The following is a 14,991-nucleotide window of genomic DNA, read 5'->3' as shown; positions in this document are numbered from 1 at the left end:
GTGGTGTCATGCGCTCGCGGTGCATCGCGGCGACGCTCGCCTGGACGAAGCCGCATTTGAGTTGCGTCCCGAAGTGCCGCCGCTCGCGCAATTCTGGCGCGTGATGCTGCGCGCCTGGCTGGGCGATGTGGCGCAAGCCAGCGGACGCCGCCAGCCAGCGGCGGCCCGCGCCGAAGCCATCGACGGCCTGCATGTCCGTCTGCAAGCCTGTGGCCTGCGCTGGTTCGGGCAGCAACTCAATGCGGCCCGGATGCTGGAGGCCGGCGAGCCGGTGCCGGACGTCTTCTTCGCCGGCCAGCGCCAGGAGAGCTGGCGGCTGGCGCTCGAAGCGCTGCAGACCCTTGCGGGCGAGGCGCGCGCGCCCGACGGCGCCAGTGCCAGCCGCATCTTGTGGGCGCTCAGCCTGGACGCCGACGGCGCGCTCGGCACCATCGAGCCGCTGGAGCAGCTGCGCGGTCCGCGCGGCTGGAACAAGCCGCGGCCGCTGCCGCTGGCCCGGCTCGCCGAGGACGACCGCCTGGAGCCCTGGGATGCCCGCGTAGCCCGCGCGGTCCGCCGTGACCAGTCCTATCACCGGCGCTACGTACTCGATCGCGCCGCGGCCATGCTCGCCCTGGTCGGGCATCCTGGCGTCGTGCTGGCGCAAGCGCCCGAGCAGACGCTGGAAGTGGTGGAAGGGGCGCCCACGCTGGAAGTCGTGCGCCAGGGCGGGCGCTATACGCTGCGGGTCTCGCCGCCGGTGCGGGAGGCGCCGGCGCTGGACAGCTTCCTGCCCGCCGGCAGCCGCGCGGATGCCGAGGCCTTGCGCCAGATCACCGTGCTGCGCGAAGGCTCGCAGCGCCTGCGCGTGATCCGGCTGACGCCCGCGCAGCAAGGCGCGGCGCAACTGATCGCCGACGGGCTGGCGGTGCCAGCCGAAGCGCATGCCCAGCTCGACGCCACGCTGCGCGCGCTGTCCGGCCATTTCCAGGTGCACTCTGACCACGACGGCAGCGCCCGCGAACTCGAGACCGAGAGCCGTCTGCGGGCCGAGCTGTCGCCGCTGGGCGAGGGCCTGGCCCTGCGCCTGGTGGTGACGCCGCTCGGTCCGCTCGGGCCACGGCTGGCGCCGGGCAGCGGGCGCGAACGGCTGATGGCGGCGGTCAAGGGGGAGAGCCTCGCCACGGTGCGCGATCTCAAGTCCGAGCTGACCCACGTGGCCGAAGTCTTTGACGCGCTGCCTTTCCTGGTGCCGCGCTCGCCCGAGAGCGGCGAATACGACTGGACCCTGGCCGACCCGGAGGAAGCGCTGTCGGTGGTCGAGCAGCTGCCCGGGCTGCCTGGCGTGCTGGCGGTGGAGTGGCCCAGGGGCAAGGAAATACGGGTGGTGGGCGCCGACATCCCGCAACTGGCGGTGCATATCGAAACCGAGAGCGAATGGTTCAAGCTGGTCGGCGAGTTGAGCGTGGCCGAGGGGCTGGTGCTGCAGCTCGGCCAGTTGCTGGCGTGGGCCGGCAGCCATGCGGGGCGCTTCATGCCGATGGGCCAGGGCGTCTACGTGGCGCTCACGCGCAGCCTGCGCGCGCGGCTGCGCGACCTCGCGAGCGTGGCGCACAGCGTGCCCGGCGGCATCAAGGTGCCGCTGATGGCGGCGCCCTGGCTGGACGATGTGCTGGCCGGCGCGGGCATCGATCCCGACGCGCATTTCCGCCAGCGCGTGGCGCGCCTGCGCCGGGCGCGCGACGGCGATGCCCGGCTGCCTGCCAACCTTGCCGCCGAGTTGCGGCCTTACCAGGAGGACGGCTTCCGCTGGGCCATGTCGCTGGCCGAAGCCGGTTTCGGCGCCTGCCTGGCCGACGACATGGGACTGGGCAAGACCCTGCAGGCGCTGGCGGTGATGCTGGCGCGGGCGGACGGCGGCGCCGCGCTGGTCATCGCGCCGACCTCGGTCTGCGGCAACTGGGCCGAGGAGGCGCGGCGCTTCGCGCCGACGCTGCGCGTGCACATCTATGCCGAGGGCGAGCGCGCGGCCTTGCTGGAACACGCCGGCCCGCATGACATGGTGATCGTCTCGTACACCTTGTTGCTCCAGGCCCGGGAAGCGTTCTGCAAGCGGGAATGGCACACGGTGGTGGCCGACGAGGCGCAGGCCTTCAAGAACGCCGCCACCAAGCGCTCGCAGGCGATGTTCGAGCTGCGCTCCGGCTTCCGCATGGCGCTGTCGGGCACGCCGGTGGAAAACCGCCTGGCCGAGTTGTGGTCGATCATGCGCTTCTGCAACCCGGGCCTGCTTGGCTCGCTGGTCCGCTTCAACGAATACTTCGCCGTGCCGATCGAGCGCAACGGCGTGCGCGAGGCGGCCCAGCGGCTGCGCCGCATGATCGCGCCGTTCGTGCTGCGCCGGACCAAGGCCCAGGTGCTGGACGAACTGCCGCCACGCACCGAACTGGTCTTGCGCATCGAGCCGGAGCCGGTCGAGGCGGCTCACTATGAAGCGCTGCGCCGCCAGGCGCTGGCCGAAGCCGAGGCAGCGGTCAGCGGCCCGAAGGCGCGCCGGACCGCCTCCGGCCAGCCCGGCGCCGAGGCACGCATCCATGTGCTGGCGCAACTGATGCGGCTGCGCCGTGCCGCCTGCGACGCGCGCCTGGTCACGCCCGAGCTGGATCTGGGGCAGGAGGGCGCCAAGGTGCGCGCGTTCGTGCAACTGGCCGGCGAACTGGCCGCCAACGGCCACAAGACGCTGGTGTTCAGCCAGTTTGTCGACTTCCTGCAGTTGCTGCGCCGGGGACTGGACGAGGCCGGGCTGGCGTGGCAGTACCTGGACGGCGCCACGCCGGCAGCCGAGCGCACCCGGCGCGTGGCGGCTTTCCAGGCGGGGCAGGGCGATGTCTTCCTGATCAGCCTGAAGGCCGGTGGTTTCGGCCTCAACCTGACCGCGGCGGACTACGTGATCATCGCCGACCCGTGGTGGAACCCGGCCGCCGAGGACCAGGCCATGGGCCGCGCCCACCGCATCGGGCAGCAGCGGCCGGTGACGGTGTACCGGCTGATCAGCGCGGGCACCATCGAGGAGCGCATCCTTGCGCTGCACCACGGCAAGCGGGCGCTGGCCGACGGCATCCTGGAGATCGGGGAGGGCGGGGACGGCTTGACCGGCACGGCGGCCGCGCTGCCAGACATCGACGAACTGGTGGGTCTGCTGCGCAACTAGGGGCGTCGTTGCCCATCGCGATTCCGCTCCATGTCTGCTTATACCAACATGGCATACCTTCAAGCGAACTCCATCGTTGGTAATGCGGCGGATCGTTGGTATCTTGCTGTTTTGGCCCGGGGCGCCAGACCCCGGCCGGCAGCCCCGACCCGCATTCATTTTTCCGACGGTACCCCCATGCTCCGCATTGCATCCCGCCGCATTTCCCTTGTTTCCCGCCCGGTTTCTCGCCTGGCAGCCGGTCTGGGCGCCCTGGCCGCGCTTTGCACGCTGGCCGCGCCGGCCCGTGCCCAGGACCCGGCATGGCCCGCCCAGCCGATTACCATCCTGATGGGCTTTACCGCCGGTTCGGGCGTGGACATGGTCGGCCGCACCCTGCAGGAATCGCTGCAGAAGTCGCTCAAGACCACCATCATTTATGACTACCGCCCCGGCGCGGGCGGCAACGTGGCCTCCGAAGTGGTCGCGCACGCCAAGCCCGACGGCTACACGCTGCTGCTCGGCACCGCCGCCACCCACGGCATCAACCCGGCCCTGTATAAGAGCCTGCCGTTCGACGCCGAGGCCGATTTCACGCCCGTGGCACCATTGGTGGAAGTGTCCAATGTGCTGACGGTCAACCCGTCCGTGATCGACGTGAAGTCGGTGAAGGAATTCATCGAGAAGGTCAAGGCCAATCCGGGCAAGTACAACTACGCGTCCACCGGCAACGGTACCGGCACCCACCTGGCCTTCGCCGAGTTCAATGCGCGCGCCGGCCTGGACATGGTCCACGTGCCGTACAAGGGCGGCCCGGATGCGTTGCAGGCCGTGCTAAAGGGCGAGGTTTGCTGCATTTTTAATCAGGTGCAGAGCGTGTTGCCGCAATACAGGGCGGGGAAGGTCCGGCTGCTGGGCGTGACCACCAGGAACCGAGTGGCGGTGATCCCGGAGGTGCCGACGATTGCCGAGAGTGGCCTGGCCGGGTTTAACAGCACTATCTGGTTTGGTTTCTTCGGACCCAAGGGACTGGACGCCAGGATCAGCAAGAAGATCAATGACGCGGTCCAGGTCGCGCTGGAAACGCCGGCGATCCGGCAGAAACTGATCGATGCCGGCAATTCGCCGCGGATCGAGACGGTCGAACAGTTCCGGGCCACCGTGAAGGCGGATCGCCAGAAGTGGGCCGGCGTGGTGAAGAGCGTGGGCGCCTCGATCGACTGAATCCCGCACGGCCGTCCCCACCTGCAGGRCCCCCGCATGCGGGGGCTTTTTATTTGCAGGCACCCCAGCCAAGGGCAACGGCGAATCTGTTAAGCGGTTGCTTACGAGTGGCCGGGGCTGGCCCTATAATGGGGCCTTGCCCGCGCGCCCCGCCCGTCGGGCAACTCACGTGCCCCAGGCTTTCCACTGTGGCGGAGCCGGCGCCGCTTCCCCCCAAGACCTTAGAACATGACATTCCGACCGCCCCAGGCCCTGCTGCGTCCCTGGCATCGTATTGCCCCGGCCGAGCGGGCCGGCTTTATCGAGGGCGCGCGCTATTTCGCCCCGTCCCTGCCCGCGGTGTTCTCCTGGGGGCTGGTGACCGGCGTGGCCATGAGCAAATCGGTGATGAACGTGCCCGAGGCGATCGGCATGTCGCTGCTGGTCTACGCGGGCTCGGCCCAGTTGTCGGTGCTGCCGCTGTTCGCGGCGGGTTTGCCGTTGTGGACGGTCTGGCTGACCGCCGCCATCGTCAACCTGCGATTTGTCATCTTCAGTGCGGGACTGCAGCCGCATTTCAGTTACCTGCCGCTGTGGCGCCGCACCCTGCTGGGGTCCTTCAACGGCGACCTGCATTTCGTCTACTTCATGCAGCGCTATGCCACGCCGGGCCACGAGCCGGGCAAGGAGGGCTACTTCTGGGGCATGGCGCTGACCAACTTCGCCATGTGGCAGGTCTCGTCCATCATCGGCATCGTGCTGGCCAGCGCGTTCCCGGATAGCTGGGGCCTTGGGCTGGCCGGTACCCTCGCGCTGATCCCGGTCATGGTCTCCACCATCAACTCGCGTTCCACGATGCTGGCGGTGGCGGTGGCTTCGACCCTGGCGCTGCTGTGCTTTCACTTGCCTTACCGGCTGGGCCTGGTGGCGGCAGTGGTGGGCGCGATCGCGGCCGGCATGGCCAGCGACGAACTGGCGGCCCGGGCGACCTTGCGCGGTATCCGCCGCCGCAAGCTGGAGCATGCGGCGGCGCAGGTGCCTCCCCAGTCGGCCGAGGACCGTTCATGAGCCATCTCGAGATCTGGGTCGCGCTGGTGGGCATGGCGGTGGTGACCATCGTCACCCGCGCGCTGTTCCTGATGGCGGGCGAGCGCGTGACGGTGCCCGACCGCATCCAGCGCGCGCTGCGCTACGCGCCGGCGGCGGCGCTGGYGGCCATCATCCTGCCCGACCTGATGACGTGGCAGGGGCATTTCACCATTGCGCCGGGCAACTACAAGCTGGTGGCCGGGGCGGTCGCCCTGGTGTTCTACCTGCTGACGCGGCGCATGGTTGGCATGATCGCGGCAGGCATGGCGGTCTATACAGCGCTTCGATTGCTCGGTTGAGCGTCGGGCGCGGATTCCGGAGCAGGGGTTCCCGTGCCGGGCCCGAGCGCGGTACTCAGCTGGGTCAGCATCCGTGTCAGGCGGGCCTGCGTGGTGGCGCCGGTCTTGAGGAATACCGCCTTGAGCTGGCTGCGCGCGGTCTCATGCCGCACACGCAGGCGCTCGCTGGCTTCGGGCAGGCCGATGCCGGTGGCCAGCAGGGTGGCCAGGCGGATCTCGGCCGGGGTCAGGCCGTAGATTTCGCGCAGCAGGTGCGGGAGTTGCACCGGCGCATGCGCGTCTTCATGGATCACCACCAGCGCACTGGGCTTTTGCCAGGGCAGCGCGAAGATATGGGACGGCGGCAGCGGCATCACGATCAGCTGCGCGCTGCCGCCATCGGCATGGCGTGCCATCGCGGCCTGTGCCGGCACCGTGCTTTGGAGCGAGCAGGCCGCGGCTATCATGTCCGGCAGCGAGCGCGACAGCTGCCACTCGCTGGTCTTGCCGGCGGGGTCGAGCCGCCGCACCCAGCGCTCACCGATGCTGTTGCTCAGCAAGACGCGGCGCTCGGGCGAGAAGGCGATCACGCCAAACGACAGCCGTTCCAGGATTTGCGCCGATAGCTGCGCCAGCGTGGACAGCTCGACGGTACGATCGCGCATGGCTATGGCGCTGCGCATATGGGGCAGCGCCCAGTCCAGCGCGCTGACGTCCGCTGCCGTGAACATGCCCTGCGAGAAGGCGCGCTGCAGGGAGAAATACACTTCGTAGTGCGGCTTTCGCTCCACCAGGCAGGCCGCATAGGAGCACAGGCCGAAGCGGTGGAAGAAGTCGCGGTAGAACGGGCTGCGCTGCATCGCGCCCTCGCCGAAATCGCGCACGTCGATGTACCACTCGCCGGGGCTCAGGTTGTGGGCGAACAGCTTGCCCGGGTCGATTTCGTGGAACTCCTTTTCGTAGGCGCTGAACAACTCCTGTACCGGGCGCACCATTTCATTGACCGTCATCAGGTCGCGATCCGTGTCGCGCACGATCATCGATGCATGCGCGCTGCCAACGATGCCGCTCATGGTGTACAAGCTTTGCTGCCACGCCTGCGCGTCAAGAATCCCTTCGTACAAGCCACGGATTGCCCCGTGCATGTCTTCGTTCATGATTACCCCCCTGCCTTCGCGACAACGGCATCAGCCGTGTGGCGCCGACGCCGCTCATTCGGGCGTGCCCGGCTCCGTGCCTTGGGTCCCGTCTGTAGCGGGCCTCCGGCTATGTTTTTGCGTGCATATTTTGTGCATACATCGCGCGCTTCGACATGAGCGTACGAGACGCAGGCCGATTGTCGCACCCTCCTTTCAGGGGGTGCGTTGCAAGGACGCGGCACGTCGTTCGCCGCATGCGGCGATTGCAGCACTCACGGCAGGGTGCATCGTGGTTCCAATCGCGCAAAATGGCTCTTGCGATCAGGTAAAATGCCGATTTTCCCCGATTTTCGCTCCCCAGCCACCGCCATGACCTCTGTCCTGCGTCTTTCCGATCTCATCTCCGAAGGCAAAATTGCCGGCAAGCGTGTTTTTATCCGCGCCGACCTGAACGTGCCGCAGGATGACGCCGGCAATATCACCGAAGACACCCGTATCCGCGCCTCGGTGCCCGCCATCGAGGCTTGCCTCAAGGCCGGCGCTGCCATCATGGTGACGTCGCACCTGGGCCGCCCCACCGAGGGCGAGTTCAAGCCCGAGGATTCGCTTGCCCCCGTAGCCGCGCGCCTGGGCGAACTGCTCGGCAAGCCCGTCAAGCTCGTGCAGAACTGGGTCGACGGCACCGGCGAAGTCAGCCAGGTCAAGCCCGGTGAAGTAGTGCTGCTGGAAAACTGCCGCATCAACAAGGGCGAGAAGAAGAACAGCGACGAACTGGCGCAGAAGATGGCCAGGCTGTGCGACGTCTATGTGAACGACGCCTTCGGCACCGCGCACCGCGCGGAGGCCACCACCCACGGTATCGCCAGGTACGCCCCCATCGCCTGCGCCGGCCCGCTGCTGGCTGCCGAGATCGATGCGCTGGGCAAGGCCCTGGGCCAGCCTGCGCGCCCGCTGGTGGCGATCGTGGCCGGTTCCAAGGTGTCCACCAAGCTGACCATCCTCAAGACGCTGGCCAGCAAGGTCGACAACCTGATCGTTGGCGGCGGCATCGCCAATACCTTCATGCTGGCGGCCGGCCTCAAGATCGGCAAGTCGCTGGCCGAGCCGGACCTGGTGGCCGACGCCCGCACCATCATCGACCTGATGGCCGCGCGCGGCGCTTCGGTGCCGATTCCCGTGGACGTGGTGTGCGCCAAGGAATTCAGCGCCACCGCCACGGCTACCGTCAAGGACGCGAAGGAAGTGGCCGACGACGACATGATCCTCGACATTGGCCCCAAGACCGCGCAGATGCTGGCCGAGCAGCTCAAGGCCGCCGGCACCATCGTGTGGAACGGCCCGGTCGGCGTGTTCGAATTCGACCAGTTCAGCAACGGCACGCAGGTGCTGGCGCATGCCATTGCCGAGTCCAGGGCCTTCTCGATCGCCGGTGGCGGCGACACGCTGGCGGCCATCGCCAAATATGGCATCGCTGACCGCGTGGGCTATATCTCCACCGGCGGTGGCGCCTTCCTGGAGTTCCTGGAGGGCAAGAAGCTGCCCGCTTTCGAGGTGCTGGAACAGCGCGCCGCGGGCTGAGGGTGGCGGCTCTGCGGGGGATTGGCGGGGACATGGGCGGCAGGCGCGGCCTTGCAGCGTTGCTGCTGGCCGCGATGCTGCTGGCCCTGGCCGCCTGCGGCCGCCCGGGCGGCGCGCCCGACGGGCGCACCCTGGCTGCCGCGCCGGCCGCGGGCATGGCGGCGGCGGAAATGGCGCGCGGGCAGGGTGGACAGGGAGAGCAGCAGGAAGCGGAGCGCCGCTACCTCGCGCTCAAGTACGCATTGACGGTGGAGAATACCGCCGATGCCCTGGAGGCCGGCTGGAAGAGCGTGGTGCAACGTTGCCAGGCGCTGGGCTGCGAGTTGCTGGAGGCGGGTTTCACGCGCAGCCGCGATGGCGCATCGCCGCGTGGCGAGCTGCGCGCGCGCATCGCGCCGAAATCCTTGCCGGACCTGCTGAAAGCGGCGGAGCAAGGCGGCACGGTGGTATCCAACGCCGTGTCGAGCGAAGACAAGACCGACCAGGTGATCGATGCCGAGGCCCGCATCAAGAACACCACCGAGCTGCGCGACCGCCTGCGTGCCATGCTGCAGAACGCGCGCGGTCCGCTGCGCGACGTGATCGAGCTGGAGCGCGAACTGGCGCGCGTGCAGGGCGAACTGGATACCATCCACGGCCTGCGCAAGATGCTGGCGGCGCAAACCGACCGCAACGAAGTCCGTATCGACTTTATTGCGCGCGAGAGCTTTGTCAGCCAACGAAAGGTATCGCCGCTGCGCGACGCTTTTAACGATATCGCCGAGTTGTTCCTCGGCAGCCTGGCCGTGCTGATCCGCGTGGCCGCCGGCGCGCTGCCCTGGCTGCTGGTTGGCGTGCCGCTGCTGTGGCTGGCGCTGGCCTGGCGCCGGCGCCGCGTGGCGCGCAGGAAGCAAGCCGTGCCGGCGCCGCCGGACGGCGCTGGCCCTCGATAAGGAAGATTTGCCAATGACCCGCTCGACCAAGATTGTCGCCACCATCGGTCCCGCCTCCAGCACGCTGGAAATGCTCACGCGCATGATCGCGGCAGGGGTCGACGTGGTGCGCCTGAACTTCTCCCACGGCGTAGCCGCGGACCATATCGAGCGCGCCCGCCTGGTGCGCGAGGCGGCCCGGGCCTGCGGCCGGGAAGTCGCCATCATGGCCGACCTGCAAGGGCCGAAGATCCGCGTCGGCAAGTTCGAGAACGGCAAGATCACGCTGCAGCCGGGCGACGCTTTCATCCTTGATTCCACCTGCACCCTGGGCAACCAGGAGCGGGCGGGCCTGGATTATGAAGACCTGCCGCGCGACGTGGGCCCGGGCGACCTGCTGCTGCTCAACGACGGCCTGATCGTGCTGGTGGTGGACCGCGTGCTCGGCCACGAGATCTTCACCACGGTCCGGATCGGCGGCGAGCTGTCCAACAACAAGGGCATCAACCGCCAGGGCGGCGGCCTGTCGGCGCCGGCGCTGACCGCCAAGGACATGGACGACATCAAGACTGCCATGGCGCTGGGCGCGGACTATGTCGCGGTGAGCTTTCCCAAGAACGCCACCGATATGGAAATGGCCCGCCAGCTCGCCGCCGTGGCCGGCCAGCCGCACCAGCACAAGGCTCGCATGATCGCCAAGATCGAGCGCGCCGAGGCGATCCGCCCGGGCGTGCTGGAAGAGATCCTGCAGGCCTCCGACGGCATCATGGTGGCCCGCGGCGACCTGGCCGTGGAAGTGGGCAACGCGGCCGTGCCGGCGCTGCAAAAGCGCATGATCCGGCTGGCGCGCGAGGCCAACAAGCTGACCATCACCGCTACCCAGATGATGGAGAGCATGATCGTCAACCCGGTGCCGACGCGCGCCGAGGTGTCGGACGTGGCCAACGCCGTGCTGGACGGCACCGACGCCGTGATGCTGTCGGCCGAGACCGCCGCCGGCCGCTATCCGGTGGAAACCGTGGAAGCCATGGCCGCGGTCTGCGTCGAGGCGGAGAAATCCGAGGTGGTCCAGCTCGACACCGATTTCCTCAACCAGACCTTTGGCCGCATCGACCAGTCGATCGCCATGGGCGCGCTGTTCACCGCCTATCATTTGCAGGTGAAGGCCATCGCCGCGCTGACCGATTCCGGCGCCACCGCGCTGTGGATGAGCCGGCACCGCATCCATGTGCCGATCTACGCGATGACGCCCAACGTGGCCTCGCAGCGCAAGATGCAGCTCTACCGCAATGTGGTGCCGCTGCCGCTGGAAGCCAGCGCCGACCGCGATACCGCGCTGGAGCAGGCCGAGGAACTCTTGCTGTCGCGCGGCGTTGTGCAGCGCGGCGATTTTATCGTGCTGACCATTGGCGAGCCGATGGGCCAGCCGGGCGGCACCAATACGCTGAAGATTGTCCGCGTCGGCGCCTGAGTGTGCCGCGCCGGACAGAACGCCGGCCGCCGTGCACGTAGGATCAGCCGCACACGCATAGCCAATATGCGAAGACGAATAAACGAATACCGAGACACCCCATTCTTTCTTTAGGAGTTTTGACATGCCACTCGTATCGATGCGCCAGCTGCTCGACCACGCCGCCGAAAACGGCTACGGTCTGCCCGCTTTCAACGTGAACAACCTGGAACAGGTTCAGGCCATCATGCAGGCCGCCGACGAGGTCAATGCGCCGGTGATCATGCAAGCCTCCGCCGGCGCGCGCAAGTATGCCGGCGAGCACTTCCTGCGCCATCTGATCGAAGCCGCCGTGGAAGCCTACCCGCATATCCCGGTGGTGATGCACCAGGATCACGGCCAGTCGCCGGTGATCTGCCAGGCCGCGATCGACCTGGGTTTCTCCTCCGTGATGATGGACGGCTCGCTGCGTGAAGACGGCAAGACCCCGGCCGACTACGAATACAACGTCGACGTAACCCGCAAGGTGGTGCAGATGTCGCACGCCATCGGCGTGACCGTCGAAGGCGAACTKGGCTGCCTGGGCTCGCTCGAAACCGGCSARGCCGGCGAGGARGACGGCRTCGGCGCCGAAGGCAAGCTGGATCACTCCATGCTGCTGACCGACCCGGAACAGGCCGCCGACTTCGTCAAGGCCACCCAGCTCGACGCCCTGGCCATCGCCATCGGCACCTCGCACGGCGCCTACAAGTTCACCCGCAAGCCCACCGGCGACATCCTGGCGATCAACCGCATCAAGGAAATCCACGCCCGCATCCCCAACACCCACCTGGTGATGCACGGCTCGTCCTCGGTGCCCCAGGAACTGCTGGCCGAAATCCGCCAGTTCGGCGGCGACATGAAGGAAACCTACGGCGTGCCGGTCGAGGAAATCCAGGAAGCCATCAAGTTCGGCGTGCGCAAGATCAATATCGACACCGATATCCGCCTTGCCATGACCGGCGCGATCCGCCGCTTCTTTGCCGAGAACCCCAGCAAGTTCGATCCGCGCGAGTWCCTGAAGCCGGCCCGCGAAGCCGCCAAGCTGGTKTGCAAGGCACGCTACATCGCCTTCGGCTGCGAAGGCCAGGCATCCAAGATCAAGCCGGTCTCGCTGGACGCCGTCGCGCAGAAGTACAAGTCGGGCGAACTCGCCCAGGTCGTGCAGTAAGCCGAACCCCGTGCCGTCCCCGCCCTGATCCCGTAACAAGGAGAGGCGCGGGGACGACGCTTTTCAGGCCCCGGCGCATGTTGCCGGGGCCCGAGAGGCACTAACAAAATGATGCGCCGGGTCACTCAGGATCACTCGGGATCATTCTGTTAGTGCCTCCTATCGGAACCACCATGTCGAACGCTCTCTATCAGTCCTCCATCACTTCGCTGCCGCTGCTCGGTCACGGCAAGGTCCGCGACAACTACGCCGTCGGCGACGACAAGCTGCTGATCGTCACCACCGACCGCCTGTCGGCCTTCGACGTCATCCTGGGCGAGCCGATCCCGGCCAAGGGCCGCGTGCTCAACCAGATGGCCAACTTCTGGTTCAAGAAGCTGGCCCACATCGTGCCGAACCACGAGACCGATGTCTCCGCCGAGAGCGTCGTGAGCCCGGCCGAGGTCGAGCAGGTGCAAGGCCGCGCCGTGGTGGTCAAGCGCCTCAAGCCGATCCTGGTGGAAGCGGTGGTGCGCGGCTACCTGGCCGGCAGCGGATGGAAGGATTACCAGGCTACCGGCAGCGTCTGCGGCATCGAACTGCCCGCCGGCCTGCAGAACGCGCAGAAGCTGCCCGAGCCGATCTTCACCCCGGCCGCCAAGGCCGAGATGGGCGAGCACGACGAGAACATCTCCTTCGCCGAAACCGAAGCCCGCATCGGCGCCGACCTGGCCCGCCAGATGCGTGACATCTCGATCCGCCTGTACAAGGAAGCGGCCGACTATGCCGCCACGCGCGGCATTATCATTGCCGACACCAAGTTCGAGTTCGGCCTGGACGAGAACGGCACGCTGACGCTGATGGACGAAGTGCTGACCGCGGATTCCTCCCGCTTCTGGCCGGCGGATTCCTACCAGGTCGGCACCAACCCGCCGTCCTTCGACAAGCAGTTCGTGCGCGACTGGCTGGAATCGGTGCGTATCGACGGCAAGCCGTGGCCCAAGACCGCGCCGGCACCGGCGCTGCCGGCCGACGTGATCGAGAAGACCGCCGCCAAGTACCGCGAGGCGCTGACGCGCCTGACCGGCGAGGAACTGCAGTAATCATTGCCGGATGGCGAGGACTGGCGCCACCAGGCGCCAGACGATATTTAAGGATTTAACGTGAGCAATACAGCCAAGCCGCTGGTCGGCGTTGTGATGGGCAGCAGTTCCGACTGGGACGTGATGCAGAACGCGGTCGCCATGCTGAAGGATTTCGGCGTGGCCTTCGAAGCGCGCGTGGTATCCGCCCACCGCATGGCCGACGATATGTTCGAGTACGCCGCCACGGCGCGTGAACGTGGCCTGCGCGCCATCATCGCCGGTGCCGGCGGTGCCGCGCACCTGCCCGGCATGATCGCCGCCAAGACCATCGTGCCGGTATTCGGCGTGCCCGTGCCGTCGCGCTACCTGCGCGGCGAGGACTCGTTGCTGTCGATCGTGCAGATGCCCAAGGGCGTGCCCGTCGCCACCTTCGCCATCGGCGAGGCTGGCGCCGCCAACGCCGCGCTGCACGCCATCGCCACGCTGGCCACCACCGACGACGCGCTGGCCGCGGCGCTGGAAGCATTCCGTGCCAGGCAGACCGAAGCTGCGCGCGCGATGACGCTGCCGGTATAACACGCAAGCAACACCAGACCAGCCGACTAGCTTAAGCCCCGAATCCGGAAAGACGCGCAATGCCCACCGATATCCATCCCCACCTGGTCGAAGCCCACACGCCGGAGTCGCGTGCCGAGTTCGGCATCGACAACCCCAGCGCGCCGGTGCTGCCCGGCGCCTGGCTCGGCATGCTGGGCGGCGGCCAGCTCGGCCGCATGTTCACCCATGCCGCCCAGGCGATGGGCTACAAGGTCTGCGTGCTCGATCCGGACCAGGACAGCCCGGCCGGCACCATCGCCGAGAAGCATATCTGCGCGGCCTACACCGACGAAGCCGCGCTGGCCGAGATGGCCAGACTGTGCCCGGCGGTGAGCACCGAATTCGAGAACGTGCCGTCGCTCTCGCTGGACCGGCTCGAACAACTGGGCGCCTTCGTGGCGCCGCGCGGCTACTGCGTGTCGATCGCGCAGAACCGCATCGGCGAGAAGAAGTTCTTCGCCTCCTGCGCCGAGCGCACTGGCGTGCCCACCGCGCCGCACTGGGTGATCCAGCACGACGCCGACGTCGACCAGTTGCCCGAAGACCTGCTGCCGGGCATCCTGAAGACCGCGCGCATGGGCTACGACGGCAAGGGCCAGGCCCGCGTCAAGAGCCGCGAGGACGTGCGTGCTGCCTGGCGCGCCATGCAGCACGTGCCCTGCGTGCTGGAGAAGATGCTGCCGCTGGCCTACGAGGTCTCGGTGCTGGCCGCGCGTGCCGCCGACGGCAGCACCGCCACCTGGCCGCTGGCCGAAAACGTGCACCGCGACGGCATCCTGTTCTCCACCGTGATGCCCGCCACGAGCGTTTCCGACGAGATCGCCGCGCGGGCCCGCGCAGCCGCCGCCACCATCGCCACCGAGATGGGCTATGTGGGCGTGCTGTGCATCGAGTTCTTCGTGCTGACGGACGGCTCGCTGGTTGCCAACGAAATGGCGCCGCGCCCGCACAACTCGGGCCATATCACCATGGACGCCTGCGAAACCAGCCAGTTCGAGCAGCAGGTGCGCGCCATGGCCCGCCTGCCGCTGGGCAGCACGCGCCAGCATTCGGCGGGCAAGATGCTCAACCTGCTGGGCGATGTGTGGTTCGAGTTCGGTCTGGAGCGCACGCCGGCCTGGGACGAAGTCGTGGCGCAGTCCGGTGCCAAGCTGCACCTGTACGGCAAGAACGATGCGCGCCCCTCGCGCAAGATGGGCCATGTGAACTGCGTGGGCGGCGAAGCCGCCGATGCGGGCCGCGCGTTCGACGCTGCCTTGAAGGCGCTGCACATCGAGTCGTGAAGGCTTGCCCGGTCGGGTGC

12 protein-coding genes are annotated in these 14,991 nt (G+C 67.8%); 11 read left to right on the top strand and 1 reads right to left on the bottom strand.

What is annotated here, in order from left to right; all coding sequences use genetic code 11:
• Positions 1–250: 250 nt before the first annotated feature.
• The 4 genes from AC1DT6_RS02070 to AC1DT6_RS02055 all read left to right on the top strand — a co-directional run bounded on the left by AC1DT6_RS02070 (position 251) and on the right by AC1DT6_RS02055 (position 5,760).
• Positions 251–3,190 (top strand): DEAD/DEAH box helicase, encoded by a 2,940-nt coding sequence (locus AC1DT6_RS02070; RefSeq protein ID WP_477103318.1) that lies wholly within the window; start codon positions 251–253, stop codon positions 3,188–3,190.
• Between the two features lie 177 nt (positions 3,191–3,367).
• Positions 3,368–4,393: a Bug family tripartite tricarboxylate transporter substrate binding protein gene (locus tag AC1DT6_RS02065; protein WP_441629315.1), complete on the top strand. Its 1,026-nt coding sequence runs from the start codon at positions 3,368–3,370 to the stop codon at positions 4,391–4,393.
• 228 nt (positions 4,394–4,621) lie between these two features.
• Entirely contained in the window at positions 4,622–5,440 is an 819-nt protein-coding gene (locus AC1DT6_RS02060; protein ID WP_441629317.1) for an AzlC family ABC transporter permease, read from the top strand.
• Positions 5,437–5,760 (top strand): AzlD domain-containing protein, encoded by a 324-nt coding sequence (locus AC1DT6_RS02055; protein ID WP_477114427.1) that lies wholly within the window; start codon positions 5,437–5,439, stop codon positions 5,758–5,760. Before AC1DT6_RS02060 ends, AC1DT6_RS02055 begins: the two co-directional genes overlap by 4 nt.
• On the opposite strand, the gene AC1DT6_RS02050 is transcribed toward AC1DT6_RS02055, so the two are convergent.
• Positions 5,733–6,896 (bottom strand): helix-turn-helix transcriptional regulator, encoded by a 1,164-nt coding sequence (locus AC1DT6_RS02050; RefSeq protein ID WP_441629320.1) that lies wholly within the window; start codon positions 6,894–6,896, stop codon positions 5,733–5,735. The two genes, AC1DT6_RS02055 and AC1DT6_RS02050, sit on opposite strands and share 28 nt — an antisense overlap.
• A 351-nt stretch (positions 6,897–7,247) precedes the next feature.
• Between AC1DT6_RS02050 and AC1DT6_RS02045 the strand changes: the two genes are divergently transcribed.
• The 7 genes from AC1DT6_RS02045 (at position 7,248) to AC1DT6_RS02015 (ending at position 14,971) form a co-directional block, all read left to right on the top strand.
• Entirely contained in the window at positions 7,248–8,456 is a 1,209-nt protein-coding gene (locus AC1DT6_RS02045; RefSeq protein WP_441629322.1) for a phosphoglycerate kinase, read from the top strand.
• 32 nt (positions 8,457–8,488) lie between these two features.
• Positions 8,489–9,388 (top strand): DUF4349 domain-containing protein, encoded by a 900-nt coding sequence (locus tag AC1DT6_RS02040; protein ID WP_477103312.1) that lies wholly within the window; start codon positions 8,489–8,491, stop codon positions 9,386–9,388.
• Positions 9,389–9,401: 13 nt separating this feature from the next.
• On the top strand, positions 9,402–10,838 hold the full coding sequence (pyk, locus tag AC1DT6_RS02035; RefSeq protein WP_477103313.1) for a pyruvate kinase: 1,437 nt from the start codon (positions 9,402–9,404) through the stop codon (positions 10,836–10,838).
• Between the two features lie 124 nt (positions 10,839–10,962).
• Entirely contained in the window at positions 10,963–12,027 is a 1,065-nt protein-coding gene (fba, locus tag AC1DT6_RS02030) for a class II fructose-bisphosphate aldolase (RefSeq protein ID WP_477114426.1), read from the top strand.
• 173 nt (positions 12,028–12,200) lie between these two features.
• Positions 12,201–13,109, top strand: coding sequence for a phosphoribosylaminoimidazolesuccinocarboxamide synthase (locus tag AC1DT6_RS02025; RefSeq protein ID WP_441635984.1), 909 nt, complete (start codon positions 12,201–12,203; stop codon positions 13,107–13,109).
• 60 nt (positions 13,110–13,169) lie between these two features.
• On the top strand, positions 13,170–13,667 hold the full coding sequence (gene purE / locus AC1DT6_RS02020; RefSeq protein WP_035869268.1) for a 5-(carboxyamino)imidazole ribonucleotide mutase: 498 nt from the start codon (positions 13,170–13,172) through the stop codon (positions 13,665–13,667).
• 59 nt (positions 13,668–13,726) lie between these two features.
• Positions 13,727–14,971, top strand: coding sequence for a 5-(carboxyamino)imidazole ribonucleotide synthase (locus AC1DT6_RS02015; RefSeq protein WP_477103314.1), 1,245 nt, complete (start codon positions 13,727–13,729; stop codon positions 14,969–14,971).
• The last annotated feature ends 20 nt before the right edge of the window (positions 14,972–14,991 follow it).

This window comes from Cupriavidus sp. 01L45 (assembly GCF_056399885.1).
Note: the sequence above shows the minus strand (reverse complement) of the source record. Positions and strands in the feature narration are given on the sequence as shown.

Excerpts from the sequence above, each read along its gene's own strand:
- AC1DT6_RS02070 (WP_477103318.1), top strand. The coding sequence starts at position 251 with ATGCTGGAGGCCGGCGAGCCGGTGCCGGACGTCTTCTTCGCCGGCCAG.
- AC1DT6_RS02065 (WP_441629315.1), top strand. The coding sequence starts at position 3,368 with ATGCTCCGCATTGCATCCCGCCGCATTTCCCTTGTTTCCCGCCCGGTT.
- AC1DT6_RS02060 (WP_441629317.1), top strand. The coding sequence starts at position 4,622 with ATGACATTCCGACCGCCCCAGGCCCTGCTGCGTCCCTGGCATCGTATT.
- AC1DT6_RS02050 (WP_441629320.1), bottom strand. The coding sequence starts at position 6,896 with ATGAACGAAGACATGCACGGGGCAATCCGTGGCTTGTACGAAGGGATT.
- AC1DT6_RS02045 (WP_441629322.1), top strand. The coding sequence starts at position 7,248 with ATGACCTCTGTCCTGCGTCTTTCCGATCTCATCTCCGAAGGCAAAATT.
- AC1DT6_RS02040 (WP_477103312.1), top strand. The coding sequence starts at position 8,489 with ATGGGCGGCAGGCGCGGCCTTGCAGCGTTGCTGCTGGCCGCGATGCTG.
- pyk (WP_477103313.1), top strand. The coding sequence starts at position 9,402 with ATGACCCGCTCGACCAAGATTGTCGCCACCATCGGTCCCGCCTCCAGC.
- AC1DT6_RS02025 (WP_441635984.1), top strand. The coding sequence starts at position 12,201 with ATGTCGAACGCTCTCTATCAGTCCTCCATCACTTCGCTGCCGCTGCTC.
- AC1DT6_RS02015 (WP_477103314.1), top strand. The coding sequence starts at position 13,727 with ATGCCCACCGATATCCATCCCCACCTGGTCGAAGCCCACACGCCGGAG.